Below are 26,977 nucleotides of genomic sequence, written 5' to 3'. Positions count from 1 at the left end.
CAGGGCGGTTGTGGCTCCAAGTAACAAAAATAGCGGTCTTCTGGTAGAGCAGGCACGTGCGCTGTTCACGGAGCGTGCCGCACGGATACTGCCCGCACTGGCAAAAAGCATTCAGGACCGGCTCTCCGCACTGGTCGATGAGCCGGGCAGCGCCCGCGACATGCAGGACCGCCGGGATGCCTGGCTGGCGTTCCAGAAAAGCGGCGACGCCTGGGTGCGCGGCACCACGGCCGCCTGGGCTGGGGCCCGTACGATTTCCGCCGCTAACTCGCCCGCCAGGTTCCTGGACAGCGGCAAATTTGAACTCATGGGCAACGACGTGATGGAGGACAAGATTCTTGCCTCCCGTCTGGCCTTGCGGTTGCTGGATTTCGCCAGCTGGGAACTCAACGACCTCAGGCTGCGCATCCAGAGCCTGGAGTCGATTGCCGAGCTCCACAAGCAGGACATCCTCCGGCCCGAAGTGCTGGCCCAGCACCTGGTTGAGCAATGGAGCCTTGCGTCGCTGCCTCGCGAAGTCTGGCTCACGGTTCAGAGCCAGGTTCAGAAGGAAATGGGTGAGCACCTTCTTGAGACCTACCACGCGACCAATGAGTTTTTGGTGCAGCAGGGTGTGATGGCCGAGATTGACCTCAGGCCGCTCGTCAAACGCACACCGTCTGCCGTCACTTCCGGTGCTGCCGGCAAGCCGCAGGTCCCCGAAAATTCCCAGGAAGCCTCCAAGCCCCGAGGCGCCACCGGAAGCGGGGACGCTTCTGCGGCTGATTCGCGGATGGGCGGAGGTGGCTCGGCCTACGGCGGTGAAACCGGAGGCGGCGGTGCATCCGATTTTTCCGGTCATTCCGGGCGTGGTGCTGGAGGCGGTGTTGGCCGGGGCGGCGGCGGTGCCACAGGCCCGGGCGGCGGCCGCGGCGCTTCAGGAAACGGTGCGCAATCCGGGTACCAGGGCGGAGGGCGCGGCGGCAGCGGGCCGGCCGGCGCCGGTGGTGCAACAGGTTCGGGCGGTGGCCGTTCCACGGGCGGTGCAAGCGGCTCTGGCGGCGCGGCAGGTCAGGCTGGCCCGGGAGGTGGTGGGGGATCAGGCTTCTCCGGTGGGACGGGCCGCCCAGGCGGTTCGGGCTCCGGCAGCCAGGCCGAAAACCACGAAAAAACAGATGGAGCGACAGGCCCGCAGGCCTCCGGCACGGGCAATCCTGTTTACGACGAAACCCGCATGCAGACCGCCACCACGCCGCTGGCCAGGGCCCGCATGCGCGCGCAAGGTGTCATGGGGCATCTCAAGCGGCTGTTGTCGAACCAGGTGGCGGGATTTGATGACACGCGACCCAGCCAGGCATCACCGCCGCTCGCGCAGGCCATGGCCAGCGCGGAGCGCGCACAGCACAGCGAGGTCGAGCGCACACTGCTTGCAGACCCGCAGGGCCAGGTCTATGGCCAGGTGCAGGTCGACCAGGCGGTGGGTGTGCTGCGCGAGCGTGCCAGCAAACTCAAAGAGGCGGCGTCCACCTCCTCCGAGAAGGCGACGATTGAGATTGTGGCCCTGATGTTCCAGAGCATTCTGGCGGAGGACCGCATTCCGCCCGTGGTTCGTGTATGGTTTGCGAGATTGCAGATGCCGGTGTTGCGCGTGGCGATTTCCGAGCCCGAGTTTTTCGAATCCTTGCAACACCCCGCGCGCCGCCTGATTGACCGCATGGGTTCCTGCGTGCTCGGGTTCGACGTCACGATTTCGGGCGGCGCCCTGGAGTCCGAAATCAAGCGCGTGGTTCAGGTGATCGAGCAGTACCCTGAGACCGGGCGCAGGGTGTTTCAGCTGGTGTACGACGAGTTTGACAAATTCCTCTCCAGGTTTCTTTCACAGCACGGCAGCGCGGCCCGTGTGGTGAGCGTGGCCCAGCAGGTCGAGCAAAAAGAGACCATGACCATCCAGTACACCATTGAGATGCGCAACATGCTCAATGACATGCCGGTGCGCGATGAAATCCGCGAGTTCCTGTTCAAGGTGTGGGCCGAGGTGCTGGCCATTGCAGGCATGAAAAACGGCCCGCAGCATGAGGAAACCTTGACGCTCAAGCGGGCCGCCGCCGACCTGGTGTGGGCGGCAAGCGCCAAGCCCAATCGCAATGACCGCGCCCGCGTCATCGCCGACCTGCCCAAACTGTTGCAACTGCTGCGCATGGGCATGGGCATGCTGGGTCTGGGAACGCCCGAGCAGGACGCCCACCTGAAGATCATCAGCGACACCCTGGCCGATGCCTTTATGTCCAAGACAGATTCCATTTCAATGGAGAAGGTCGAGGCCATGGCCAAGCGGCTGACGAACCTGGAAGATTACCTGTCCGACGAGGATGTCGGTGATCTGCCGCTGGATACCGACAGCCTGGTGACCATGATCGGCATCGATGCCGCGGACATCGAGGTGATTGCCGACGGAGGCAGCCACCCGACCGAAGCGATGCGCGCGTGGGCCAAAGAGCTTCAGCTGGGTACCTGGTTCAGCCTGGACCACAACGGCAAAGTCAGCCACGTGCAATTTGCCTGGTGCAGCGACCGCAAACAGTTGCACCTGTTCGCGTCCACCGACGGCCGCCATTTCCTGATCCAGGCCCGCCGGCTGGCGGCCTACTTGCAGGCTGGTTTGCTGGTGCCGACAGAGGAAGAAGCGCTGACCGTACGCGCTACGCGCGATGCGTTGGCCAAGCTGGATGCCAATCCCGAGCGCCTGCTCGGGTAGGTCTATTCAGAGGTTGAGGTGGGGCGCATTGGCCCCGAATGGCGCAAGGCCAATGCTCAGTGCGCCAGGCGAAATTCCGTGTCGTCGCAAAGCTCGTCCAGCACGAGTGCGTCGGGTTCTTCGCCGAAACTCCAGTACACCATGAGGACGATGATCTTCAGGTCGTCCAGCGTGACCGGGTCGCCCGGCGCCGCCATGGCACGGTCAATCACGATCTCACGCATATGGGGCGGCAGCACGCCTGATGATTCGAGAAAACTCACAAATCCCAGGCTTTGCGCACCCAGGTGCACTTGTTCTGCCACCGAATAGACGCGCAGGCTGCCTGCGGATTGCGCTTGAATCGGGTGGGCAAGAACATTGGAGGTGGCAGGTTCCGGGCCCTCCGGTGTCTTGGCGGGAAGGCTGATTTGTGTGCCCTGGGCCGCGACATTCAGGCCGTCAAGCCACACAAGGGCGGCTTGTATTTCTTCGGCGTCAAATCCCGCCGCCGTGAGTTTGCGGCTGAGTCGCTGAAGTTCGGGGCAAGCGTCACCTTGCCAGTAGTTCTCGTAGACGTACACCAGTACTTCAAACATGTACCCAATATAACGCAGATGCAGGCCGGTGTGTCAAGCGCACTTGCCAGACCTTTGCCAGACGCGAAGCGCGGCGGTATCAGCCGGCGGCCAGGCGCTGGAACAAGCCGCCGGGCAGGCGCGCAAGCCGCCCCTCGAGTTCAAGCTCCAGCAATTGCGCCTGCAGCCGCGCCGTATCAAGACCGGTTCGCGCCTGCAGTGCGTCCAGGCTCACGGCATCAAACCCCAATGCCTGCAATAGAGGCGTTTCGGCGCAGGTCTCTTCTGCCTCTGCCTCGTCATCGCCATCATCTTGTGTGCCGGTTGCAAGAGGCCTTGTGGCGGTGGCCATGAGATTCAATTCCTCGAGCACGTCCTGCGCCACTTCCACGAGCTTTGCACCTTGCTTGAGAAGCGCATGGCAACCGCGTGACTGCGGCGAGTGAATGGAGCCGGGGATGGCAAAAACCTCCTTGCCCTGATCCGCCGCCAGGCGAGCCGTGATCAGCGAGCCGGACTGCAGCGCCGCCTCGACGACCAGCGTGCCCAGAGACAAGCCGGAGATGATGCGGTTTCGCTTCGGAAAATTTGCCGTGAGCGGAGGGGTGCCGAGGGGAAACTCGCTGATGATCATGCCCTGCTGGGCAATCCGGTGAGCCAGCGCCAGGTGCTTTTTGGGATACACCCGGTCCAGGCCGGTGCCGACCACCGCGATGGTGTCCCCGCCTCCCAGCAGCGCGCCGTCGTGCGCCGCACCATCAATGCCCAGGGCCAGGCCGGACACCACGCACAGGCCGGCACTGCCGAAAGCCCTGGCGAACTGCCGTGCATTGGTTTCTCCTTGCGGCGTCGGATTGCGGCTTCCGACGATGGCAATGTGAGGCGCCGTGTTGTGGCCGGCGGTGAGCACTTTCTTTGCACGCGCGCCCAGCATGTAAAGCATCAGGGGCGGATCTTCGATATTGAGCAGGTCCGCGGGATACGCCGCATCGCCCAGTGTGGCAATCAGGCGGTCATCTTCGGCGTGCAGCCATTCCAGGGTGGTTGTCAGCAAGGCCTCCAAACCGGGTGGTTCGGTCTGAACCGCCTTGACGAGCTTGCCAGTGCCCATCTGCCCCAAGGCATCGGCGCTCTGCGCAAAAATGGCCTGCGCCGACCCGAAGGTGGCCAGCAGTTTGCGTGCGGTGTTGTTCCCGATTCCGGGAGACAGGGTCAGGCGTAGCCAGGCCCTAAGCTCTTGCGTATCCAAGTCAGTGGTTTCTGTGTGAAGCGTCGGCAAAGTGTGCGGCCGGCCAAAAGGGACCGGCCAGCCCAAGCACCGCGCGCCTTGCCCTGTGCAAGCGTCGCCCCGGGCGCACCGCTACCGGCGACGTCAGTTGGGATTGCTAAACCGGTCGCCGACTTTCACACCGTCGGTGATCTGCAGAACCAGCGCATACGACAGCCTGTCGAAGGTGCGGAACACCATCATCAGGCCGTTGCGTTCATTCGGCAGCTTGATCTGCGGCCGCGCGCTGTCGGTTTTGTCGGCAAGCCTTTCGCCGTCTTTGAGGATCGCCATCACGTGGCCGCGTTCGAGCCCGTCTCTGGCGCCGCGGTTGATCACCACGACCTGATTTTCCGATGCGCTCGCCACTGCATTGCCGTAAATTGACACAATCTGGCCGGTAATCGGGGTTGCTGGCGCGTGCGGCACATAGCCCACCAATTCCCTGGGAGGTTCGGGGGCCAGGCGGTCGCCGATTCTCATTTCTTCTTTGGTGGCAGTGATGTCAATGGTGGCGGGAACAATTTCTGTTTGTGCTTTGCCGTCTTTGCCCGTCACTTGCGCGACGGATTCGCCGCGCATCAATTCGGCCTTGCCGATGTACTGGGCCTCGTAACCGAGGATTTCGTTGGTCGTCGGGTCCTTCAGGGCCGTGGCGTCGCGGTAAACACGGTAGTCGAGGGGCTGGCCCTTGGCATCACTCAGCGGTTTGCCGGTAGGGACGCCTCCGACATATTCGCCGCGGGCATAGGCCCGGTCGCCACGGCTGAGCAGTACGCGCCCTTCCTGGGCCGCCACGATACGGGGTGCGCGGGCGAAAGCGGCGCCGTCAACAATGATGGCTTCCGCCAGGAATGGCTCGATGGCGTTGGGGGACAGCGCGGGGATGGACGTGTCCGCCAGTGTTTCATAGCGGGTGCGCGGCGACACCCGGATGGTGTCTGAGGGCGGGCCCTCGCTGGAGCTGGCCTGCTGCGTGCGCAAGACGGCGCGACCGCCGGTCTTGTCGAGGTAGAGCTGCTGGCCGGGGTAAATACGGTGCGGGTTGCTGATGTCCTGCAGGTTCATGCCCCACAGCTCGGGCCAGCGCCAGGGGCTTTTGAGGAAGATGCCGGAAATCGCCCACAGCGTGTCGCCCCGCTTGACGGTGTAGTTGTCCGGCGCGTTCGGCGCCAGCTCGCTCAGGGGGACGCCCGCCTGGGCGACCTGGTTGGCCGTGGCCTTCTGGGCGGGGGTAATGGGGAAATTCTGGGCATGCAGGCCGGCTGTCACGCCCAGGAGGGCGGCGGTGGCTATTGAAATTTGACTGAAACGACCAAAAATTGTTTGCATCTTTGTAAGCCCTCGGCGCTTTTATGAGGCTGGCAGACACTACCCGGGTGAAACCGGGCAGAAAAAGCCGCGTCTATATCTTGATAAATCACTAACGATTTTGTACCTAAGCCCTTGATTAAGCAACGATTAAGCGATTCTGGGAATATTGGGATGCTGAAAAACCGGGAAAAGTGGCGAAAATAGCGACATCTCTCCCACATCCCTCCCTTTGCCCTTGCCTTCCCCATGAGCCAGCTGACCATTCTTCGTTATCCAGACCCCCGCCTGCACACGGTGGCCAAACCCGTGGCGGCTGTGGACGCACGCCTGCGCAAGCTGGTCGACGACATGCTTGAGACCATGTACGGCGCGGAGGGCATAGGCCTGGCGGCCACCCAGGTGAACGTGCATGAGCGCCTGATCGTCATCGACGTGAGCGAAACCCGCGACCAGCCCTTGGTGCTGATCAACCCCGAAATCACCTGGGCCAGCGAAGAAACCCGTGTGGGCGACGAAGGCTGCCTCTCGGTGCCCGGCATTTATGACGGCGTGGAGCGCTCCATCGCCATCAAGGTGCAGGCGCTCAACCTGGACGGAAAGCTCCAGGTGCATGAAGCCGAAGGCATGCTGGCTGTCTGCATCCAGCATGAAATGGATCATTTGATGGGCAAGGTGTTTGTCGAATACCTGTCGCCGCTCAAGCGCAACCGCATCAAGACCAAGATGATCAAGCAGAAAAAGGACGAAGAGCGCGACGCTGTTCGTTAAGTGCCAGCCCCGCGTGCCGGGGCTGCCGGCCATGCATGCGGGATGCGTTCGGGGATGCGGGGCTTTGCGGCCTGCGCCGCGGGATTTCCCTGAGAGTCCTTAGAATCGGACCCCATGCGCGTTATTTTTGCAGGTACCCCAGAGTTTGCCCGTGTGGCCCTGGAAAAACTGCATGCAGCCGGTTTTGACATCCCTCTTGTCCTGACCCAGCCCGACCGCCCCGCCGGCCGCGGCATGAAGCTGCAGGCGTCGCCCGTCAAGCAATGGGCTGAAAGCGCCCACGTCGCCGTCGCACAGCCCCGCAGCTTGCGGCTCGATGGCAAATTCCCTGATGACGCCGCCGCAGCCCGCGAGGCCATTGCTGCCGCGCAGGCTGACGTGATGGTGGTCGCGGCTTATGGCCTGATTCTTCCTCAGTGGGTTCTGGATGCGCCCAGGCTGGGCTGCTTGAATATCCACGCCTCGCTGCTGCCGCGCTGGCGCGGCGCCGCGCCGATTCACCGCGCCATCGAAGCCGGCGACACCGAAACCGGCGTCACCATCATGCAGATGGATGCCGGGCTGGACACCGGCGACATGCTGCTCGGCGAGAAACTCCGGATCGTGCCGCAAGACACCACAGGCACGCTGCACGACCGGTTGTCCGATCTGGGCGGACGCCTTATCGTCGAGGCGCTGGAACTCGCCGCTTGCGGTGGCTTCAAGCCGGCCGTCCAGCCGGCAGAGGGCGTCACCTACGCCCACAAAATTGAAAAACACGAAGCCCTGACCGACTGGACGCAAAGCGTGGCCGCGATTGAGCGCCGCATCCGCGCTTTCAACCCCTTCCCGGGCGCCGCCGGCGTGCTGGAAGGGCAGACGCTCAAGTTCTGGCAGGCTGAAGTGTTAGCCGGCGCGGCGCTGCCGGCAGGTGCGCAGCCGGGCCAGGTGCTGGCCGCCGGCGCCGAAGGCGTGGACATTGCTGCGGCCGATGGCGTGCTGCGCGTGAGACGCCTGCAAAAAGCCGGGGGCAAGGCGCTGGATGCGGCTGATTTTCTGCGGGGCTTTGATATCCGGCCCGGCATGATATTCAGCCAGCCGCAGGCCCGCCAATCGGTATGAGTAGAAAGAAGGTTTTGTGAAAGCATTGTTCAAGCACCCCGACTTCCGCGTGGGGGTGAGTGAGCTCGCCGCCGTCGCGCCGGGCATTGCCGCCTGGGGCCTGATGACGGGTGTGGCCATGGTCAAGTCGGGCATGAGCCTTACCGAAGTCTTGCTGATGGCCATCCTGGTGTTTGCGGGCAGCTCGCAGCTGGCGGCCCTGCCGCTCATCGTGGCCGGCGCGCCCATGTGGGTGATTCTGGCCACCTCCTTTTGCGTCAACCTGCGCTTTATGGTGTTCAGCGCCCACCTGCGTCCTTATGTGATGCACCAAAGCCTGTGGCGGCGCATGGCCAGCGGCTACGGCATGGCCGACCTGAACTACGTGCTGTTTACCAAACGCTACCCGCACCCGGCCACCGACGCCGCCGGCATCGAAGCGCAAGACGCCTATTGGGTCGGCAGCTGCGGCATGAGCTGGGTCAGCTGGGTGGGTGCCACGCTGGTGGGAATTGCGCTGGCCAATTCCATCCCGCTGTCCTGGGGCCTGGGCTTTGCCGGTATCCTGGCCCTGCTGGGCATCATGTGCTCACTGGCCACCACCCGACTGCGCGCGGTGTCGGCCGGCATCGCCGGTGCGGCCGCTGTGGCTACTTTCGCGCTGCCGCTCAAGCTCAACATCCTGGTGGCTATCGCCGCCGCCGTCGCGGTCTGCCTGCTGCTCGAAAAAGCGCCGGCCAAACCTGCCGCGCCCGCCCCCGGCACCGGAGACGCCGCATGAACCAGACCGATCTCTGGACGGTGGTCACCATCATCGGCATGACGCTGATGACCGTCATCACACGCTCCTTCTTTTTCCTCTCCAGCAAACCCTGGACGCTGCCCGGCTGGGCGCAGCGCGGCCTGCACTACGCGCCCATCGCGGCACTGGCCGCCGTGATCGTGCCGGAAATGGTCATGACGCAGGGCCATTTCATTGCGACCTGGAAAGACGCGCGGCTCTTTGCCGTGCTCGCCGGCACGGCCTGGTATTACTGGCGGCACGGCGTGCTGGGCACCATTCTGGCTGGGATGGCGGTGTATTTGCCGCTGCATATGGGGCTTGGCTGGTGAATATGGCCCCCACGGTCGCTCACTTCGTGTAGCTCCCTGCCCCCCGAGGGGGCCGCCCGCCTGCGGTCTGGCAAAGCCAGTCCCGCGGCTCATGCTGAAATTGGGGCGCACCCCCGGCCTTGTCTGACGAGTCGGGTGTTTCCAGCCACCTACAATTTAGGGCTTTGGGCGCTTTAGCCCAAAGCCTTTTTCATTCTGCGAGCCCCTTCATGAACTTCATCCGTTTCTCCGACCTGTGTGCCAGCGGCAAGGCTGCCGGCCAGCGCGTTTTTATCCGTGCCGACCTCAACGTGCCGCAAGACGACAAGGGCAACATCACCGAAGACACGCGCATCCGTGCGTCGATTCCCTGCATCCAGATGGCGCTGGACGCCGGTGCGGCGGTGATGGTGACTTCCCACCTCGGGCGGCCTGTGGAGGGTGAGTTCAAGCCGGCGGATTCGCTGGCGCCAGTGGCCAGGCGCCTGGGTGAGCTGATGAAGCGCGACATCCCGCTGGCCTCCGGCTGGGTCGACGGCGTGGACGTGAAGCCCGGCCAGGTGGTGATGCTGGAGAACTGCCGCCTCAACAAGGGCGAGAAGAAAAACAGCGAAGAACTCGCCCGCAAGATGGCCGCGCTGTGCGACATTTTTGTGCACGATGCTTTCGGCACCGCGCACCGCGCCGAAGCCTCCACCTACGGCATTGCGCAATACGCGCCCGTGGCCAGCGCCGGCCCGCTGCTGGCCGCCGAGATGGACGCCATCTCCAAAGCCCTCTCCAGCCCGCGCAGGCCGCTGGTCGCCATCGTGGCCGGCAGCAAGGTCTCGACCAAGCTCACCATCCTCAAATCACTGGCCGACAACGTCGACCAGCTCATCGTGGGCGGCGGCATCGCCAATACCTTCATGCTGGCTGCCGGTTTGAAAATCGGCAAAAGCCTGGCCGAAGCCGACTTGCTGGCCGAAGCCAAGGCCGTGATCGACGCCATGAAGGCGCGCGGCGCCGAGGTGCCTATCCCGACCGATGTGGTTACCGCCAAAACCTTTGCCCCCGATGCGCCGGCCACCGTCAAAGCGGCTACCGACGTCGCCGATGACGACCTGATCCTGGACATCGGCCCGCAAACCACCGCCCGCCTGGCGGCCCAGCTCAAGGCGGCCGGCACCATCGTCTGGAACGGCCCGGTCGGCGTGTTTGAGTTCGACGCCTTCGCCAAGGGCACTGAAGGCATTGCCCGCGCAATTGCCGACAGCAGCGCGTTTTCGATCGCCGGCGGCGGCGACACCCTGGCCGCCATCGCCAAATACGGCATTGAAAAGCAGGTCGATTACATCTCGACCGGCGGCGGCGCCTTTCTGGAAGTGCTGGAAGGCAAGACGCTGCCGGCCTTCGACATCCTGCAAAAGCGCTCGGCGGGCTGAGGTGGCTTGCTCCTTTATCAGGAGCGGTTTGTGCCCGTCACGCTTGCGGCACGGCGACAGCCGGTGCCGCAAGTCCCATTTTCGTAACGTCCTTGTAACCATTTTCATGTGAAAATAGGAAACTAAATTACAGGAGACAGACATGAAGATGCAGCGCCGCGGCACCAAAATCGTTGCCACCCTTGGCCCCGCTTCCAGCGATCCGGCCTTGCTTGAGCAAATGATCCGCGCTGGCGTCAATTGCGTGCGGCTGAACTTCAGCCACGGCACGGCCCAAGACCACATAGACCGCGCCAGACTGGTGCGTGAGGCCGCCACCCGCGCCGGCCGCGAAGTCGCCATCATGGCCGACCTGCAGGGCCCGAAAATCCGCGTCGGCAAATTTGCCGAAGGCAAGGTACAGCTTGAGCAAGGCATGAAGTTTGTGCTCGACGCGTCCCGCACCGAGCCCGGCGACATCAACGGCGTGGGCCTGGACTACAAGGAGCTGCCGCGCGACGTCAAGGCCGGCGACACCCTGCTGCTCAACGACGGCCTGATCGTCATGACGGTCGATAAGGTCAAGGGCGAACAGGTCCATGCGACGGTCAAAGTTGGCGGCGTGCTGTCCAACAACAAGGGCATCAACAAGCAGGGCGGCGGCCTGACGGCGCCGGCGCTGACGGCCAAGGACATGGAAGACATCAAGACTGCCATGAGCTTCCAGGCCGACTATGTGGCGGTGAGCTTTCCGCAGAACGCCAGCGACATGGAAATGGCGCGCCAGTTGTGCAATGTGGCCGGCGCCGAGTTCCGCCACAAGCCGGGCTTGATCGCCAAGATCGAGCGCGCCGAGGCGATCCCCAACCTGGAAGCCATCTGCAAGGCGAGCGACGGCATCATGGTCGCGCGCGGCGACCTGGCCATCGAAGTCGGCAATGCCGCTGTGCCGGCGCTGCAAAAACGCATGATCCGCATGGCCCGTGAGCTGGACAAGGTGGTCATCACCGCGACCCACATGATGGAGTCCATGATCACCAACCCGGTGCCCACGCGCGCCGAAGTCAGCGACGTGGCCAACGCGGTGCTCGACGGCACCGACGCCGTCATGACCTCTGCCGAGACCGCCGCCGGCCGTTATCCGCTGGAGACCATTGTCGAGATGGCCAATATCTGCGCCGAAGCCGAAAAAGCCGAGGACGTGAAACTGGACGCCGACTTCACCGGCATGACCTTTGACCGCATCGACCAGTCCATCGCCATGGGCGCCCTGTTTACGGCCCATCACCTGGGTTGCAAAGCCATTGTGGCGCTGACCGACTCGGGCTCCACTGCGCTGTGGATGAGCCGCCACCGCATCCATATTCCCATCTACGCACTGACGCCCAAACTGGCAACCCAGCGCAAGATGGCGCTGTACCGCAATGTGCGGCCACTGCTCATGGACACCAGCGCCGACCGTGACACCGCACTCGGTGATGCCGAGGCGCACCTGAAAAAACGCGGGATCGTCGACAGCGGCGATATTTATGCCATCACTTGCGGCGAACCCATGGGGGCGCCGGGCGGCACGAATATGCTGAAAATCTGCAGAGCAGGTTGAGCCCCCACGCTTTTCACTTCGTGTAATGCGCTGCCCCCCGAGGGGGCCGCCCGCCCTTCGGCCCGGCAAAGCCGAAAAATTGGCACACCCCTATCGGGCTCACTTCGTGTAGCCCTTTTCCCCTTGCAGGGGACAGCGCCTGCGGCCCGGCAAAGCCGGTTCCGCGGCGCAAGCTGGCATGAAGAGTCTCGCTGACGGCATCGATTGAATCCATCGTCGCTTGGCATGCGTACCAAGGAGTCATGCACAACAGTGACTCCTCCTTGCCAAGACGCTCTTTCTTCGCCATGTTGCCCGCGCTGCTCACGGCGTGTTCGGGTGCGGATCTTCTTAATGCCACGGTGGCGACGGACACCTACCGGCGCACCGGGGGCATCGCTTACGGGCCTGACCCGCGCCAGCGGCTGGATGTCTACCAGCCGCAGGGCGAGCTTCGCAATGCGCCTGTGGTCGTGTTTTTTTACGGCGGCAGTTGGTCAAAAGGGGAGCGTGCCGACTACCGCTTTGTCGGCGAGGCGCTGGCTTCGCAAGGCATCGTCGCCGTGGTCGCTGATTACCGCCTGAGCCCGGCGGTGCGTTACCCCGCTTTTGTGCAAGACAGCGCGCGTGCCGTGCACTGGGCGAGGGACCATGCGGCCGAGTACGGCGCTGACCCGGCCCGGCTGTTTGTGATGGGCCACAGCGCCGGCGCGTACAACGCCGCCATGGTCGCGCTGGACGCGCGCTGGCTGGCGGCCGAAGGCATGAAGCCCTCACAACTGGCCGGCTGGATGGGTTTGGCCGGCCCTTACGATTTTTTGCCAATTGCCGACCCGCAGACACAAGTGGCCTTTGAATGGCCCGGCACGCCCGCCGACAGCCAGCCGCTCGCGCATGCTTCCCGAGCGTCCCCGCCGGCCTTGCTGCTGGCCGCTGCGGATGACCGGACCGTCAACCCGCAGCGCAACACCGTGGCCATGGCCCAGCGGCTCAAGAGCCAGGGCGTGCCGGTGGAGTCGGAGCTGTTTGGCGGCGTCAGCCACGTGACCCTGATCGCGTCCATGGCGTCGGTGCTCAGGGGGCGGGCGCCGGTGCTGGAGCGCGTCACGGCATTTGTGCGGTCGCCGCGCCGGCTGCCTGCGTCCTCCTAGCGTTTACAGGCGGTTACCCCGCGTATTTGGAGGCAAGTGCGGCACAAGTTCTGCCAATAACCCCGGTTTGCGCAGCCGTTAGAATCAATGCTTCGGTTACTTCGCGGTTACGGCCCATCAGGCAGCCCTTGCGCTGCACGGCCTTCCGCCGGTAACCCGCCTTTTCTGGCAGCGTTTTTAACTTTCTGGGGATCTGATCATGGCACTCGTTTCGATGCGCGAGCTGCTGGACCATGCAGCAGTCAACGGCTACGGCATTCCGGCTTTTAACGTCAACAACCTCGAGCAGGTGCAAGCCGTCATGGAAGCGGCCAAGGAAACCGGCGCGCCCGTCATCCTGCAAGCCAGCGCTGGCGCCCGCAAGTACGCCGGTGAGCCCTTCATCAAGCACCTGATCGAAGCGGCCATCGAGATGTATCCCAACATCCCCCTGGTCATGCACCAGGACCATGGCCAGAACCCCGCTGTCTGCCAGGGCGCCATCGATCTCGGCTTTTCGTCGGTGATGATGGACGGCTCGCTCGAAGCCGATGGCAAGACCATCGCCAGCTATGAATACAACGTCGACGTGACGAAGAAAGTCTCGCAACTGGCCCACAAATACGGCGTGACGGTCGAAGGCGAACTCGGCTGCCTGGGCTCGCTGGAAACCATGAAGGGCGACAAGGAAGACGGCCACGGCACCGACGCCACCATGACGCGCGAGCAGCTGCTGACCGACCCCGAGCAGGCCGCCGACTTCGTCAAGCAGACGCAGATCGACGCGCTGGCGATCGCCATCGGCACCAGCCACGGCGCCTACAAATTCACCCGCAAGCCCACCGGCGACATCCTGGCGATCGACCGCATCAAGGAAATCCACAAACGCATCCCCAGCACCCACCTGGTGATGCACGGTTCCTCCTCCGTGCCGCAAGAGTTGCTGGCCATCATTCGCCAATACGGCGGCAACATGAAGGAAACCTACGGCGTGCCCGTCGAGGAAATCCAGGAAGCCATCAAGCACGGCGTGCGCAAGATCAACATCGACACCGACATCCGCCTGGCGATGACGGCCGCCGTGCGCAAATTCCTGGCCGAAAACCCCGAGAAATTCGACGCCCGCGAATGGCTCAAGCCCGCCCGTGAAGCCGCCAAGCAGATCTGCAAGCAGCGCTACATCCAGTTCGGCTGTGAAGGCCAGGGCGCCAAGATCAAGGGCGACAACCTGCAGGTCGTGGCCGCCAAGTACGCCAAGGGCGAGTTGGCCCAGGTCGTCCATTAAGACGGCGTGAATAAACCCGCCAACCGCCCGCGCGGATTGGCGATAATTCAAAGCCCGCGACTCTTGCGAGTCGCGGGCTTTTTACTTTGACTCCCCCCGTTACGCTGCCCCCACCATGACCCAAGCACTCCATACCTCAGCCCTCACCTCCCTGCCCCTGTTGGCGCGCGGCAAGGTGCGCGACAACTACGCCGTGGGCAAAGACAGGCTGCTGATGGTGGCCAGCGACCGTTTGAGCGCCTTCGATGTCATCCTGGGCGAGCCGATTCCCGGCAAGGGCGCGCTGCTCACGCAAATGGCGCTGTTCTGGTTCGGCAAGCTCGGCCACATCTGCCCCAACCACCTCACGGGTGAGTCGCCCGAAAGCGTGGTCACCCCGGCTGAAGTGCCGCAGGTCGTGAACCGCTCCATGCTGGTCAAGCGCCTCAAGCCCATCCCGGTCGAGGCCGTGGTGCGCGGCTACCTGGCCGGCAGCGGCTGGAAGGAATACCAGGACAGCCAGGCCGTGTGCGGCGTGCCGCTGCCCGCGGGCCTCAAAAACGCCGGCAAACTGCCCGAACCCATCTTCACGCCGGCCGCCAAGGCCGAAGCCGGCGAGCATGACGAAAACATCAGCTACGAGCAGGTGGTGAAGGTCGTCGGCCCCGAACTCGCCGCGCAGATTAAAAAGATCAGCATCGAGATCTACAGCACCGCCGCCGCCTTCGCGCTCACCAAGGGCATCATCATTGCCGACACCAAGTTCGAATTCGGCCTCGACGAAGACGGCACGCTCACGCTGATGGACGAGGTGCTGACGCCCGATTCCTCACGCTATTGGCCGATTGAGGGTTATGAAGCCGCCTACGCAGCCGGCCAGAACCCGCCCAGCTACGACAAGCAGTTTGTGCGTGACTGGCTGGAGGCCGTGCGCATCAACGGCAAACCCTGGGATAAAACCCCACCTGCGCCGCGCCTGCCGGCCGACGTTGTGGAAAAGACTGCTGCGAAATATCAGGAAGCCCTGACGCGCTTGAAGGGTTGAACTGCCGCTAAGCTCGGCGCAGGACGGCTGCCAATGTTTGAGTTCATCGCCGAGATCCTGATTGAGGGTGTACTGACTCTTTTCTCAGAGTTGTTTGACCTTGGGTTGCGCAAATCGCTGCGCACACGCCCAGAGGCAAATCCATTGGGTGACCTTCTGGTGGGAACGGCGCTCGGTTTTGCATTGGGACTTGCCAGCGTCTATTTCATCCCGCTGCTGGCCCTGCGTGAACCTGTTCTTCAATGGCTCAACGCTTTGCTCAGCCCGCTGCTGGCCGCGCTGTTGATTCTGCTGTGGCGAAGAAACAGGCCCAGATCCATTGCGCCGGGCGCGGCGCCATGGTCCGGGCGCGCCATTGTGTTTCAGGCCTTTATGGCCGGCATGGCGTTTAACCTCAGCCGGCTTTTGTTTGGGCACTAAAGCCCGCGGCAAGCCGGCCCTGGCGACGCCTCAGCTCAACACGACGCTGCTGAGGCGCCGGCGATAAGTCGCCACGACGGGGTCTTCCGGCGGAATCTGCCCGTCAGCCACCTTGGGTTTGGGCGCTTCCATGATGTCGAGCACGGCGATGTAAGTCTTGCGTGCCAGGTCTTCGCTCCATGCCTTGTCGCGCATCAAGATGTCCAGCAGCTCATCGAGCGCGTCGGTCCAGCGCTGCTGCGCCATCAGCCAGCGGGCCTTGCCGAAGCGGGCGTCAAAATCACGCTTGTTGGCCGCAATCTTGGCATCAAATCCAGCTGCAGCCCCCGCATCATTTGCGTGAACAGCTACAAAATCAATAGCGTCCATCCAGCGCTTGAGCGAGTCAAACCGCCGCACCACCGTGGTCTGTGCGATCACCGGCGCAAACGCCACCTTGGCGTCGTCTTCGCGGCCCAGTTGCAACAGCAGCTTCACATAGTCAAAGCGGGCGTTGTCGTCGGCCGGGTTGGCGGCGACGGCGTGCTGCAGCTTCTCGAGCACGGCGGCGGGGTCGGTGGGCTCTTCTTCGAGCGTCAGTTCGGGCTCTCCAGGCAGTTCATCGGCCGGCGGCAGGTGCTTGTCGAGGAATTCCTTGACCTTGCCCTCGGGCAGTGCGCCGGCAAAGCCGTCCACCGGCTGGCCGTTGACCATCAGGATGCAGGTCGGGATGCTGCGGATGCCGAAGGCTGCGCCCAGCTGCTGCTCCTGATCGGAGTCGATCTTGACCAGCTTGAAGCGGCCGGCGTATTCCACCTCGACCTTCTCAAGAATCGGGCCCAGCGACTTGCAGGGGCCGCACCACGGCGCCCAGAAGTCGATCAGCACCGGCGTGGTCATGGAAGCCGTAACGACTTCCGCTTCAAAATTGGCAATGGTGACGTCGATCATGATCTTGCAGAGTTGGGGTGTCAGGGGCCGGTTTCAACCGGTGAGTCTCCTGGGAGGCAAGAGCGTAGCACGCAGGGCCCGGCCTACCGGTGGCCTGCCCTTAAAATCAGGGGTTACGGGCAAGCAGCCTGCAACCCCGGCCTTGAAGGTCCCCGCATGACAACAAGCAACAATTCGGCAAAACCCCTGGTGGGCGTGGTGATGGGCTCCAGCAGCGACTGGGAGACCATGCAGCACGCCGTGCAGATCCTCACGCAGTTCGGCGTGGCGCACGAGGCCCGCGTGGTGTCGGCCCACCGCATGCCTGATGAGCTGTTCGCCTATGCCGAAGGCGCCCAGGGCCGCGGCCTGCAGGCCATCATTGCCGGCGCCGGCGGCGCAGCCCACCTGCCCGGTATGCTGGCCGCCAAAACCGCCGTACCGGTGCTGGGCGTGCCCGTGGCCAGCAAACACCTGCAAGGCGTCGATTCGCTGCACAGCATCGTGCAAATGCCCAAAGGCATTCCCGTCGCCACTTTTGCCATCGGCAACGCCGGCGCGGCCAACGCCGCCCTGTTTGCGGTGGCCATGCTGGCCCTGCACGACAAGGCGCTGGCCACCCAACTGCAGGCCTTCCGCGCCGAGCAAACCGCCGCCGCCCACGCCATGACATTGCCCCCCGCATGAGCCTTCCAAGCCTTCCCACGGGCCTTCCTGTTTTTCCCGGCACCGTTTCCGCCTCCGGCCAGCCCGCCACGCTGGGCGTGATGGGCGGCGGCCAGCTGGGCCGCATGTTTGTGCACGCCGCGCAGCGCCTGGGCTACTTCACCGCGGTGCTGGACCCGGACGCACAAAGCCCCGCAGGCCTGGTCAGCCATCACCATATCGAGAGCGACTACAGCGACGAAGCGGGCCTGGCCAGGCTGGCGTCTCTCTGCGCCGCCGTCACCACCGAGTTTGAAAACGTGCCGGCCGGCGCGCTGAAGGCACTGGCCGCCAGCCTGCCCGTCGCGCCGGGCGCCGCCGCCGTGGGCATCGCGCAAAACCGTATCGAAGAAAAATCGCACTTCACCGCCAGCGCTGCCGAATCGGGTGTGCTGGCCGGCGTGACTTGCGCGCCCTACGCAGTGATCGAAACGCAGGCGCAGCTCGAAGCCGTGCCAGCCAACTTGCTGCCCGGCATCCTCAAAACCGCCCGCATGGGCTACGACGGCAAAGGCCAGGTTCGCGTCAAGAATGCAACCGAACTCGCCGCCGCCTGGGCTGACCTTCAACGCGTACCCTGCGTGCTCGAAAAAATGCTGCCGCTGAAAGCCGAGTGCTCCGTCATCGTGGCGCGCGGCTGGAACGGCGACATCGTCGGCTTTGCGCCGCAGCGCAACGTGCATGTGGACGGCATCCTTGCTGTGACCGAGGCTTATGAAGGAAATATGCCTGTAGCCCTCGCCGAGCGGGCGCAGGCGGCTACCAAAACCATAGCAAATCATGTGGGCTACGTCGGCGTGTTGTGCGTCGAGTTTTTCCTGGTCGACGACGGCAGTGCCGACGGCGCGCTGATCGTCAATGAAATGGCGCCGCGACCGCACAACAGCGGCCACTACACCATGGACGCCTGCGACGTCTCGCAGTTTGATTTGCAGGTGCACGCCATGGCGGGGCTGCCGTTGCCGCAGCCGCGCCAGCATTCGCCGGCCATCATGCTCAACCTGCTGGGCGATGTGTGGTTTGATGCCCAGGGCAAAGCCCGCACGCCTGACTGGCAGGCCGTGCTGGCTTTGCCCGGTGCGCATCTGCACCTCTACGGAAAAACCGAAGCACGCGCCGGCCGCAAGATGGGCCACCTCAACATCACCGGCGCCGACATCGCCGGCGTCAAAGCCACCGCGCGCAAGGCCGCGGCCATCCTCGGCCTGCCGGGCCTGGGCCACCTCTGATGATTCTTCCCGGCACGGACGCTGAAGCGATTCTCGAGGCTGCGCGCCGCATCCAGGCAGGCGGCCTTGTCGGCTTCCCGACCGAGACGGTCTACGGCCTGGGCGCCGATGCCTCCAGCGACAAGGCTGTGGCCGGCATTTTTGAAGCCAAGGGCCGGCCTTCAGACCACCCGCTCATCGTGCATGTGGCCGACGCGGCGCATGTAGAGGCTTACGCCAGCAGCGTGCCGCCCTTTGCCGCGCGCCTGATGAAAGCCTTCTGGCCTGGGCCGCTCACCGTGATCCTGCCGCGCAAGCCGGGCGTGGCGGCAGCTGCTGCCGGTGGCCAGGATTCGATTGGCCTGCGCTGCCCGTCGCACCCCGTTGCGCTGGCTTTTCTGAAAGCCTGCGACACGGGCGTGGCCGGCCCCAGCGCCAATCGCTTTGGCCGGGTCAGCCCCACCACCGCTCAGCACGTGCAGCAGGAGTTTGGCGACAGCCTGCTCGTGCTAGACGGCGGGCCCTGCGATGTCGGCATCGAGTCCAGCATCGTCGACTGCACGCGCGGGCGGCCCGTGCTGCTGCGCCCGGGCATCCTCACCCGCGCGCAGCTCGAGGCCGCGTGCGGTGAGGCCGTGCTGGGCAAAGACGAATTCGAAGAGAGCGATGCGGATGTAGGCGACACACCGCGCGCCTCCGGCACGCTGGAGGCGCATTACGCGCCCGACGCCAAGGTGCGCCTGATGGATGCACGGCAAATTCAGACCGCGCTCGACCTGCTGGGCGCCGACGCAGCCCACATCGCGGTGTATGCGCGCAGCATTGTGCGCATCAAGTCGGAGCGTGTGCTGTACCGCCGCATGCCTGACGATGCCCTCGCCACCGCGCAGCAACTCTTTGCCGTGCTGCGCGACTTCGACGCCAAAGGCGTCAAGCTGATCTGGATCGAAAACCCGCCGGTGGATGCCGAGTGGGACGGCGTACGCGACCGGCTGGGGCGCGCTGCCGCGAGCTGAAGCGCATTTTTGGCGGGGCCGCTATCATGGGCTGACACCCCGCATCTCAAGGTGACCCCATGCTCTCCATCCTCCTCACCATCTGGTTTCTCCACGTCGCGGCCATGATGAGCCCCGGCGCCAACGTGTTGCTGGTCTCGCAACTCGCGGCCAGCGACCGCGCGCGCAGCGCGGTGTTCGCGGCACTGGGCGTGACGGTGGGTGCGGCCATCTGGGCGCTGTGCGCGGTGCTGGGCGTCAATGCCGTGTTCCAGATCTTTCCGGGTCTGCGCCTGGTGCTGCAGGTGGCCGGCGGCCTTTACCTGCTCTATGTGGCCAGCCGGCTCTGGCGGTCGGGTGGGCTGGCACTCGGTGATGGCGGTCCTTCGGTGTCATCGGCCGCCGCGTTCCGCCTGGGCTTTCTCACCAATATCACCAACCCGAAGTCGGCGCTCTTTTTCGGCAGCGTGTTTGCGGCCTCGTTTCCGGCTTCACCCAGCCCGGCCTTGCAGGTCGCGGCAGTGGCCATGATTGTGGCCAACGCGCTGTGCTGGCACACATTGCTGGCATATTTGTTCTCGCGCGAGCGGGTTCGGGCCGCCTATGCGCGCACGCGCGGCACGGCTGACCGCATCGCCTCGGTGGCCGTGGGCGCATTGGGCCTGGGGCTGCTGGCGGCGTCACTGCGCGAGGCGCGGTCTTAGTGCGTGCCACGCCAAAATTGCGCGGTGCGTGCCGCTGGGGTGTTTCCATGAGATTCCTCGCGCAGCTTGGCATCCTCCTGCTTTCAGGGTGGCTGTCGGTCATGGCGGCACACGCCCAGACGCTCTACAAATCCGTGGGACCCGACGGAAAAACGGTTTACAGCGACCGCCCGCCGCCGGACGGGCGCGTCCAGAAAACCCTGAAGTTTGAAAACCTGCCCACTAGCGCGCTGCCCGCAGTCAGCACCTCTTACGTCGAGCAGTTGCGCAGGATGCGGGCTGCTTCGCCCGCACCGGTGGCCGTCAGCGGCGTGGTCTTGTATTCCGCCGTTTGGTGCGGCTATTGCAAGCTGGCTAAAACCTATTTGGCCCGCAAGGGTGTTCCTTACCAGGAGATCGACGTCGACACGAAGGCTGGAATTGCCGCGTTGGTCCAGGCCGGCGGTGGCAAGGGAGTTCCGCTTCTGGTCGCGGGTGAGCAGCGTGTGCAGGGTTTTTCAGAGCCTGCGTATGACGCGATTTTTGCCGTCCGGAAATAGCGGCTGCGCAGGCGGGCCTGCATCATGCAGAACACGTGACCGGTCTTCTTCGCTTCAATAAGATGCCTTGGGCGATCAGCCCTGAGTTGCTTCATCAATCCACTGCAGATACGCCGCGGAGCCGGCGGTGATCGGTATCTGCACAATCTCCGGCGTCTCATAGCTGTGGTGCGCGCGAATGAAGCGCCCCAGCGCCGCAAACTGCGCCTGCCGTGTCTTGATCGACAGGCGAAATTCAGCTTCGTTGCACAGCGCGCCCTGCCAGCGGTAAATGCTCTGGATGGCCTGAATCTGCACGCAGGCGCCCAGCCGGGCTTCCACAATGCCGCGCGCCAGGCTTTGGGCTTCTTCTTCCGTGGCCGTGGCGGTCTGCACCACGCAGTACGCCTTGTTACCTTCGAGGGGAGGGGGTGCTTGCATCGTGGTGCTCCGTTCAGCCTGTCTTGCCGGGCAGGCAACTGCCCAAATTTGAGGCATTGTGGCGCAGGCCGCGCCAAATGGTGTTTTGCCCCGCAAGCCGCGCGGTCATCAACAGCTTTGTCCACACCCGGCAGGGATAACTTGCAGCCGTGTACTTAGCCTGAGGCTATCGGGCGGCCTCTTTGACGGTCCATTCCAGCAAGGCATCCAGCGCCGGGCGCGCAGCGCCGGCGTTCGGGTGGTTGATGAGGCCCACCACGATGTAGCGCGTGCCGCTGTTGCCGTTGGCGTAGCCCGCAATCGCGGTCACATCGCGCAGCGAGCCGGTCTTCAGGAAGGCCTGCCCCGCCACACTCTTGCCGCGTTCGCGCAGCGTGCCGTCCACGCCCGCCACGGGCAGCGAATCGGCCAGGTCGGCGGCCAGCGGGCTTTTGGCGGCGTGCAGCAGCAGGGCGCCCAGGCCGGCAGCCGTCACGCGCTCATTGCGGCTCAGGCCCGAGCCGTTGTCCATCAGGGGCGGCGCTGTGCCCGGCAGGGTTTTTTTCCACCAGGCGGCCAGCGCGGCGTGGGCCGACTCAAGCGTGCCGGCTTTGGGCTGGCCCAGGTTGGCATGCAGGCCCAGCGTCAAAAAGATGTGCTGGGCCATCACGTTGTTGGAGTACTTGTTGACGTCACGCACCACCTCCAGCATGGGCGGCGACTGGTGCTCAAACCGGATGGCGGCTTTCTGGCCCGAGATGGTGCCGGTGCTGCGCAGCATGGCGAGTTCTTGCGGCGTGGCGTCGCGCGCCACGCCGGTCAGCAGGCCGCCCAGCTGCCGCCACGAGCCCTCGATGGCGCGCGCGGCAAAGCTTGCCGGGTCGGCATAGGCGCTGGGCCAGATTTTTTCACCGCAAGCCGACGAATAGGTGCCCAGGAATTCAATGTTGACCGGGTTCTCAACGCTGGCGCGCAGCTCGCTGCGCCAGTCGCCGCAGCGCGCCACGCGCACCATGGGCACGCTGGCGCCCACCTGCACGCCGGCCAGCGGCGGCTCGTAGCGCACCAGCGCGCGGCTGTTGGTCGCATCCGGCGTGAAGGTCATCACGATGGACTTGAAGTTGATGAGCAGCGCGTCGGGCCGCGCGTTGTAGGGCCGCAGCGGCTCGCCGTCAAACTCGCCCGGGTCGGTGGGCGGCACGCTGAAAGCGCTGCGGTCCAGCACGATGTCGCCGCGAATCACGCGCGCGCCGCCGGCCTGCACCTCGGCCAGCATGGCCTGCAGGCGCTCGACCACCAGCTTGGGGTCGCCACCGCCCTGCACCACCAGGTTGCCATTGAGCAGCCCGCCCGAGGTGCTGCCGTCCAGGATCACCTTCGTCTTCCAGGTGAAGTCGCGGCCCAGTGCGTCCAGTGCCGAGTAGGTGGTCACCAGCTTCATGACGGAAGCCGGGTTCATCGGCGTGTCGATGCGCCAGCTCAGGCGCGGCACTGGTTTGCCTGTGGCGGCTTCCACCACCAGCATGGACACCGCATCGCGCGGCACCTTGGCGCGTGACAGGGCTTTTTCGATTGGAGCCGGCAGGCGCGGCGCTTGCGCGAAGGCGGCGGTCTGGAAAAGGGCCAGCGCGGCGGCCAGCACGCTCAGCGCAATCAGGTGCGGCGTGCGTGGGCGCTGCGGGTCTTGGGTCATGTGTGGATTATCGCGGCTGGCCGTCTGAGCCTCGGCGAGGCGTTGGCGCGGATAATCAGGGGATTGCCCGCCGGACCTCTTCCCGGTGGATATGTAACACGCTATTAATTTGGTAGCCGTTCACGCTCGATTTACAAGGGCTGGAGCCCGATTTAATGCCCCAATTCTCGAAATTCCTCGCCTTTGACACCAGCACCGACCGCATGTCGGTCGCGGTGACCGACGGCGTGCGCATCTGGCAGCACAGCGGCCCCGGCGGCGCGCAGGCCTCGACCACGCTGATCCCGGCGGTGCTGGCGCTGCTGGCCGAGGCGGGGCTGGCGCTGGGCGAGCTGGACGCAATCGCCTTTGGCCGCGGCCCGGGCTCCTTCACCGGACTGCGCACTGCCTGCGCCGTGGCGCAGGGTCTGGCGCTGGGCGCCAACCAAGGTGCCGGCATTCCCGTGCTGCCGATTGACACGCTGATGGCTGTGGCCGAAGAGGCGCGCTTTCAGGGTGATGGCGCTGAGAAAAAGTCTTTGCGCGTGACGGCGCTGCTCGACGCCCGCATAGACGAGATGTATGTGCAGGGCTTTGACTTCAGCGGGGCGCAGTGGCGCGCGCTTGGCGAATGCGAGCTGGTGCGGCCTGAAGATTGCGTGCCCGATGCATCAGCCGGCCTGCTGGCGGGCAATGTCTTTGCGGTGTACGCCGGCCGGCTGCCTGCCGGGCTCGCCGCTTTTGCGCAGGCCGAGGCCCTGCCCACCGCCACCGCGCTGCTGCGCCTGGCGCCCCAACTGGCAGCCGCCGGCCAGTGCGTAAGCGCTGACCTCGCCCTGCCGCTTTACGTTCGCGATAAAGTAGCGCTCACCACCGAAGAGCGCGAGCGGGTCAAGGCCGCCAAGCTCCTTGCCGAGGCCCCGCCCCTTTCTTCATGAACGCCATCCTCAAGCCCCTCGAAGCCCAGTTCGAAGCCATGACTCCGCAATGGCTGGGCGAGGTGGTGCGCGTGGAAAAAACCGCCTACGACCACCCCTGGACACAAGGCAACTTCACCGATTCGCTCAACGCCGGCTACCAGGCACAGCTGCTCACCGCCGGCAACGCACCCAATGCCGTGTTGTTGGGCTACTTCGTCGCCATGAAGGGCGTTGACGAAGTGCACCTGCTCAACATCACCGTGGCACCCGAACACCAGCGCCAGGGCTGGGCCCGCGTCATGCTGGACGGGCTGGCCCTGTGGGCGCGCGGCCAGGGCGCGCAGTGGCTGTGGCTGGAAGTGCGCGTGAGCAATGTGCGCGCCAAGGCGGTGTATGAGACCTACGGCTTTCGCCATGTCGGCACGCGCCGCAACTACTACCCCAACGGCCCTTCCGCGCGCGAAGACGCCGTGGTCATGAGCCTGGCGCTGTGAGGTCCACCCCATGAGCCTCGTCCTCGACAAACGCCAGCGCGCCATGTTGCGCGAGATGGGCGTGCGTGTGTGGCAGCCTGCATCGCCTGTGCCTGATGCGGCGCCTGCTATTGATTCAGGAGCGGGTTACGCTCGTCCTGCGGGCGTTGCAGCCGAATTTGTGCCTGAAGTGAGGCCTGCGCCCGCTGCGCCGCCTGCGTCTGCGCCCCGTGAAGCCGCTCCTGCGCGGACCATCCCCGCTCGCGCACCTGCGGCCCCCGTAACGGCCGTACCGCAGGCCCCTGTGCGTGAGGCCGCCGCCACCGGCGCCTGGAGCATGGGTGAAGCCCAGGCGTTGTACGCCGATGCCGCGCATGGCGAGGGCTCACGCTGGCTGGTGCTGGCTGAAACGCCGGCCGCCGCGCTGCAGCGCGGACCCTTCAATCCGTTTGAAGGCGAGGCCGGCAAACTGCTCGACAACATGCTGCGCGCCGCGCGTTTGAACAAGGCCGGTGTGGTGTTGCTCGCGCCGCTGGCTCGCGGGGCTGCGGCCGGCGTGGGTGCCAGCCTGCCCGAGGCCTTGCCGGCGCTGGTGGCGGCCGCAAAGCCCGACGTGGTGCTGGTCATGGGCCGCCTGGCCGCACAAGCCCTGCTGCAGTCCAGCGAGCCCTTTGGCAAGCTGCGCGGCCAGGTGCATGGCCTGCACGGCGCCAAAACCGTGTTGACTTACGACGCCACCTATTTGCTGCGCAACCCCATCGACAAGGCCAAGGCGTGGGACGACCTGTGCCTGGCCGTGAGCCTGGTCACCAGTACGCCCAGCTGATTTTTCTCAAGTCTTGGCGGCGTCCCGGCTGGGCGCCAGCACCGAGGCAATCGCCACCACCATCAACACCACCGCAGCCCAGTCCTGCCAGTGCAGCACTTCGCCTAGGCCCAGCGCGCCTGAGAACACGCCCAGGATGGGAATCATCATCACGCTCAGCGTCGAGGCCACCGGCGGCAGCGCGCGCGCCAGCGTGAACCAGGCCGCGTGCGCAAAACCAAAAATCAGCACCGCGTTATAAAGAATCGCCGCCCAGGTCGTAGGTGAAGGCGCCTTCCACTGCGGCATCTCAAACACCGTGCCCAGCACCGTCAGCATCACGGCCGTCATCACCGTCATCCAGAACGACAGCGTCAGCGTGGCGGCCGGTATCGTGGTCTTGCGCAGCATCTGCGTGCCCAGCGCCCACACGGCGGCGGCGATCAGCGCGCACAGCACACCCAGCGGCCGGCCCGACAGGTTGGTCAACTCATACCAGAGCAGCAGCGCCACGCCCGCAGCCGCAGCCGCCACACCCAGCCAGTTGCGGGGCTTGAGCTTTGCGCCAAAAAACCAGGCGCCCAGTAGCGCCGAAAAAATCGGCATGGTGTAACCCAATATGGCCGCGCGCCCGCTGCTCAGGTTTTTCACCGCCAGGATGATGAGCGCATGCCAGACAAACATGTTGGCCGCCGCCAGCCAGAAGAGCTCACGCCATTTGTCGCGCGGAATGAAGAACGGCACCTTCAACAGCACCATCGCCAGCCCCAGCACCGGAATGCCCAGCCAGATCGAGATCGCCCGGAACGTCAGCGGCGGAAAGTCCGCAATCCCGATCTTCATCACCGGCCAGTTCAGACCCCAGACCAGCGTGAGCAGAACGAGCAGGACAAGTTGGCGTTGGGAGAGTTGCATGAGAGGGTAGGTCGGTGGTTTGCGTCGATTGTCCCGTTTTGGGGCGAAATCCGCTGGGGAGCGACCTTCTTACAATAGGAAGCATGAATTTCCTCGACATGCTGGGCGCCGCAGAACGCCAGAACCACTCCATGCTCTGCGTCGGCCTGGACCCGGAACCGACCAAATTCCCCGGCAAGCTTAAGGGCGACGCCAACAAGATCTACGATTTTTGCGCCGCGATCGTCGATGCCACCGCCGACCTGGTGATTTCCTTCAAGCCGCAGATCGCCTACTTCGCCGCCCACCGCGCCGAAGGCCAGCTCGAACGCCTGATGGAGCACATGCGCCGCGTCGCGCCGCAAGTGCCCATCATCCTGGACGCCAAACGCGGCGACATCGGCTCCACCGCCGAGCAGTACGCCAAGGAAGCCTTTGAGCGCTACGGCGCCGACGCGGTCACGCTCTCGCCCTTCATGGGTTTTGATTCGGTCGCACCGTATTTGAAGTACGAAGGCAAGGGTGCGTTCCTGCTGTGCCGCACCTCCAACCCCGGCGGCGACGACCTGCAGAACCAGCGCTTTGCCTCCATTGAAGGCGAGCCGCTGCTGTATGAACACGTGGCGCGCCTGGCGCAAGGGCCGTGGAACCTCAACGGTCAGCTTGGGCTGGTGGTGGGGGCGACTTATCCGGCGGAGATTGAGCGTGTGCGGGCAGTTGCACCGACTTTGCCGCTGTTGATTCCCGGCGTGGGGGCGCAGGGTGGTGATGCCGTCGCCACCGTCAAGGCCGGCTGGCGTGCCGGGGCGCCCATCATCGTGAATTCTTCCCGTGCGATTATTTATGCGTCGGCTGGTGACGACTTCGCTGAAGCCGCGCGTCGTGAGGCTGTGCGGACTCGGGATGTGTTGGAGTCGGCTCGGGGTGAAGCGTTGAAGTTGTAGCCGGGTCTTGCTCCGGCTTGCGCGCTCTTGCCCTTTGTTGAGGCTGCTGGCCGGGGTCGCCCGGCGGCGACTCACTTTCTTTTGCTTCGCCAAAAGAAAGTAAGCAAAGAAAAGGCGACCCTACTGTCTGCGTCCCTCCGCTTCGCTGCGGGCA

At 64.6% G+C, this 26,977-nt stretch carries 27 protein-coding genes; 20 read left to right on the top strand and 7 right to left on the bottom strand.

Annotated features, from left to right (window positions below):
• Positions 1-10 precede the first annotated feature (10 nt).
• Entirely contained in the window at positions 11-2,734 is a 2,724-nt protein-coding gene (locus tag BM408_RS20770) for a DUF1631 family protein (RefSeq protein WP_092132425.1), read from the top strand.
• A gap of 56 nt (positions 2,735-2,790) precedes the next feature.
• Here BM408_RS20770 and BM408_RS20765 read toward each other — a convergent pair whose 3' ends face one another.
• The 3 genes from BM408_RS20765 to BM408_RS20755 form a co-directional block, all read right to left on the bottom strand.
• Positions 2,791-3,312, bottom strand: coding sequence for a Smg family protein (locus tag BM408_RS20765; RefSeq protein WP_092132423.1), 522 nt, complete (start codon positions 3,310-3,312; stop codon positions 2,791-2,793).
• Between the two features lie 79 nt (positions 3,313-3,391).
• Positions 3,392-4,540 carry a DNA-processing protein DprA gene (gene dprA, locus BM408_RS20760; RefSeq protein ID WP_092132513.1) on the bottom strand — a complete coding sequence of 383 codons (1,149 nt, stop codon included), beginning with the start codon at positions 4,538-4,540 and terminating at the stop codon, positions 3,392-3,394.
• Between the two features lie 123 nt (positions 4,541-4,663).
• Positions 4,664-5,890: a LysM peptidoglycan-binding domain-containing protein gene (locus tag BM408_RS20755; protein ID WP_092132422.1), complete on the bottom strand. Its 1,227-nt coding sequence runs from the start codon at positions 5,888-5,890 to the stop codon at positions 4,664-4,666.
• A 228-nt stretch (positions 5,891-6,118) separates the two neighbouring features.
• Between BM408_RS20755 and def the strand changes: the two genes are divergently transcribed.
• The 10 genes from def (at position 6,119) to BM408_RS20705 (ending at position 15,656) form a co-directional block, all read left to right on the top strand.
• Entirely contained in the window at positions 6,119-6,640 is a 522-nt protein-coding gene (def, locus tag BM408_RS20750; RefSeq protein WP_092132420.1) for a peptide deformylase, read from the top strand.
• Positions 6,641-6,754: 114 nt separating this feature from the next.
• The gene (gene fmt / locus BM408_RS20745; protein ID WP_092132419.1) at positions 6,755-7,741 is read left to right on the top strand and encodes a methionyl-tRNA formyltransferase; all 987 of its coding nucleotides are present in this window, start codon (positions 6,755-6,757) and stop codon (positions 7,739-7,741) included.
• Between the two features lie 16 nt (positions 7,742-7,757).
• On the top strand, positions 7,758-8,501 hold the full coding sequence (locus BM408_RS20740) for an AzlC family ABC transporter permease (RefSeq protein ID WP_092132417.1): 744 nt from the start codon (positions 7,758-7,760) through the stop codon (positions 8,499-8,501).
• Positions 8,498-8,833, top strand: coding sequence for an AzlD domain-containing protein (locus BM408_RS20735; protein ID WP_092132416.1), 336 nt, complete (start codon positions 8,498-8,500; stop codon positions 8,831-8,833). Before BM408_RS20740 ends, BM408_RS20735 begins: the two co-directional genes overlap by 4 nt.
• 209 nt (positions 8,834-9,042) lie before the next feature.
• On the top strand, positions 9,043-10,236 hold the full coding sequence (locus BM408_RS20730; RefSeq protein WP_092132414.1) for a phosphoglycerate kinase: 1,194 nt from the start codon (positions 9,043-9,045) through the stop codon (positions 10,234-10,236).
• Positions 10,237-10,384: 148 nt separating this feature from the next.
• Positions 10,385-11,818: a pyruvate kinase gene (pyk, locus tag BM408_RS20725; RefSeq protein ID WP_175541869.1), complete on the top strand. Its 1,434-nt coding sequence runs from the start codon at positions 10,385-10,387 to the stop codon at positions 11,816-11,818.
• A 242-nt stretch (positions 11,819-12,060) separates the two neighbouring features.
• Complete coding sequence (locus BM408_RS20720; RefSeq protein ID WP_092132411.1) at positions 12,061-12,948, top strand: alpha/beta hydrolase; 888 nt, start codon at positions 12,061-12,063, stop codon at positions 12,946-12,948.
• A gap of 199 nt (positions 12,949-13,147) precedes the next feature.
• On the top strand, positions 13,148-14,212 hold the full coding sequence (gene fba, locus BM408_RS20715; protein ID WP_092132409.1) for a class II fructose-bisphosphate aldolase: 1,065 nt from the start codon (positions 13,148-13,150) through the stop codon (positions 14,210-14,212).
• 115 nt (positions 14,213-14,327) lie between these two features.
• Positions 14,328-15,236, top strand: coding sequence for a phosphoribosylaminoimidazolesuccinocarboxamide synthase (locus BM408_RS20710; RefSeq protein ID WP_092132408.1), 909 nt, complete (start codon positions 14,328-14,330; stop codon positions 15,234-15,236).
• Between the two features lie 33 nt (positions 15,237-15,269).
• Positions 15,270-15,656: a hypothetical protein gene (locus tag BM408_RS20705; RefSeq protein WP_092132406.1), complete on the top strand. Its 387-nt coding sequence runs from the start codon at positions 15,270-15,272 to the stop codon at positions 15,654-15,656.
• 30 nt (positions 15,657-15,686) lie between these two features.
• Here BM408_RS20705 and trxA read toward each other — a convergent pair whose 3' ends face one another.
• Entirely contained in the window at positions 15,687-16,586 is a 900-nt protein-coding gene (gene trxA, locus BM408_RS20700; protein ID WP_092132405.1) for a thioredoxin, read from the bottom strand.
• Positions 16,587-16,742: 156 nt separating this feature from the next.
• Here trxA and purE point away from each other — a divergent pair, with 156 nt between their 5' ends.
• Genes purE through BM408_RS20675 form a run of 5 tightly spaced genes read left to right on the top strand, consistent with a single transcriptional unit; the run spans position 16,743 to position 20,716 of the window.
• Positions 16,743-17,252, top strand: coding sequence for a 5-(carboxyamino)imidazole ribonucleotide mutase (gene purE, locus BM408_RS20695; RefSeq protein ID WP_092132403.1), 510 nt, complete (start codon positions 16,743-16,745; stop codon positions 17,250-17,252).
• Positions 17,249-18,499, top strand: a complete 1,251-nt coding sequence (locus BM408_RS20690) for a 5-(carboxyamino)imidazole ribonucleotide synthase (RefSeq protein ID WP_092132402.1) — start codon at positions 17,249-17,251, stop codon at positions 18,497-18,499. Before purE ends, BM408_RS20690 begins: the two co-directional genes overlap by 4 nt.
• Entirely contained in the window at positions 18,499-19,494 is a 996-nt protein-coding gene (locus BM408_RS20685; protein ID WP_092132400.1) for an L-threonylcarbamoyladenylate synthase, read from the top strand. Before BM408_RS20690 ends, BM408_RS20685 begins: the two co-directional genes overlap by 1 nt.
• 59 nt (positions 19,495-19,553) lie before the next feature.
• A complete protein-coding gene (locus tag BM408_RS20680; RefSeq protein WP_092132398.1) occupies positions 19,554-20,177 on the top strand; it encodes a LysE family translocator in 624 nt (207 codons plus the stop codon).
• A gap of 47 nt (positions 20,178-20,224) precedes the next feature.
• Positions 20,225-20,716 (top strand): glutaredoxin family protein, encoded by a 492-nt coding sequence (locus tag BM408_RS20675; RefSeq protein ID WP_092132397.1) that lies wholly within the window; start codon positions 20,225-20,227, stop codon positions 20,714-20,716.
• Positions 20,717-20,791: 75 nt separating this feature from the next.
• Here BM408_RS20675 and cutA read toward each other — a convergent pair whose 3' ends face one another.
• Positions 20,792-21,136, bottom strand: a complete 345-nt coding sequence (gene cutA / locus BM408_RS20670) for a divalent-cation tolerance protein CutA (protein WP_092132395.1) — start codon at positions 21,134-21,136, stop codon at positions 20,792-20,794.
• Positions 21,137-21,302: 166 nt separating this feature from the next.
• The gene (dacB, locus tag BM408_RS20665; protein ID WP_092132394.1) at positions 21,303-22,808 is read right to left on the bottom strand and encodes a D-alanyl-D-alanine carboxypeptidase/D-alanyl-D-alanine endopeptidase; all 1,506 of its coding nucleotides are present in this window, start codon (positions 22,806-22,808) and stop codon (positions 21,303-21,305) included.
• Between the two features lie 155 nt (positions 22,809-22,963).
• Between dacB and tsaB the strand changes: the two genes are divergently transcribed.
• The 3 genes from tsaB to BM408_RS20650 are packed head-to-tail and all read left to right on the top strand — an operon-like array spanning position 22,964 to position 25,006.
• Positions 22,964-23,725, top strand: coding sequence for a tRNA (adenosine(37)-N6)-threonylcarbamoyltransferase complex dimerization subunit type 1 TsaB (gene tsaB, locus BM408_RS20660; protein ID WP_092132392.1), 762 nt, complete (start codon positions 22,964-22,966; stop codon positions 23,723-23,725).
• Entirely contained in the window at positions 23,722-24,201 is a 480-nt protein-coding gene (gene rimI / locus BM408_RS20655; protein WP_092132391.1) for a ribosomal protein S18-alanine N-acetyltransferase, read from the top strand. The genes tsaB and rimI overlap by 4 nt, the downstream gene beginning before the upstream one ends.
• Positions 24,202-24,211: 10 nt before the next feature.
• Positions 24,212-25,006: a uracil-DNA glycosylase family protein gene (locus tag BM408_RS20650; protein ID WP_092132389.1), complete on the top strand. Its 795-nt coding sequence runs from the start codon at positions 24,212-24,214 to the stop codon at positions 25,004-25,006.
• Between the two features lie 6 nt (positions 25,007-25,012).
• On the opposite strand, the gene BM408_RS20645 is transcribed toward BM408_RS20650, so the two are convergent.
• A complete protein-coding gene (locus tag BM408_RS20645) occupies positions 25,013-25,900 on the bottom strand; it encodes a DMT family transporter (protein WP_092132388.1) in 888 nt (295 codons plus the stop codon).
• 83 nt (positions 25,901-25,983) lie between these two features.
• Here BM408_RS20645 and pyrF point away from each other — a divergent pair, with 83 nt between their 5' ends.
• Positions 25,984-26,823, top strand: coding sequence for an orotidine-5'-phosphate decarboxylase (gene pyrF / locus BM408_RS20640; RefSeq protein ID WP_175541864.1), 840 nt, complete (start codon positions 25,984-25,986; stop codon positions 26,821-26,823).
• Positions 26,824-26,977: the final 154 nt, after the last annotated feature.

Origin of the sequence: Polaromonas sp. YR568 (assembly GCF_900116715.1) — a bacterium.
Classification (GTDB): Bacteria; Pseudomonadota; Gammaproteobacteria; order Burkholderiales; family Burkholderiaceae_C; genus Polaromonas.
The sequence above is the reverse complement of the archived record's forward strand: the minus strand, read 5'-3'. Positions and strand labels throughout refer to the sequence as shown.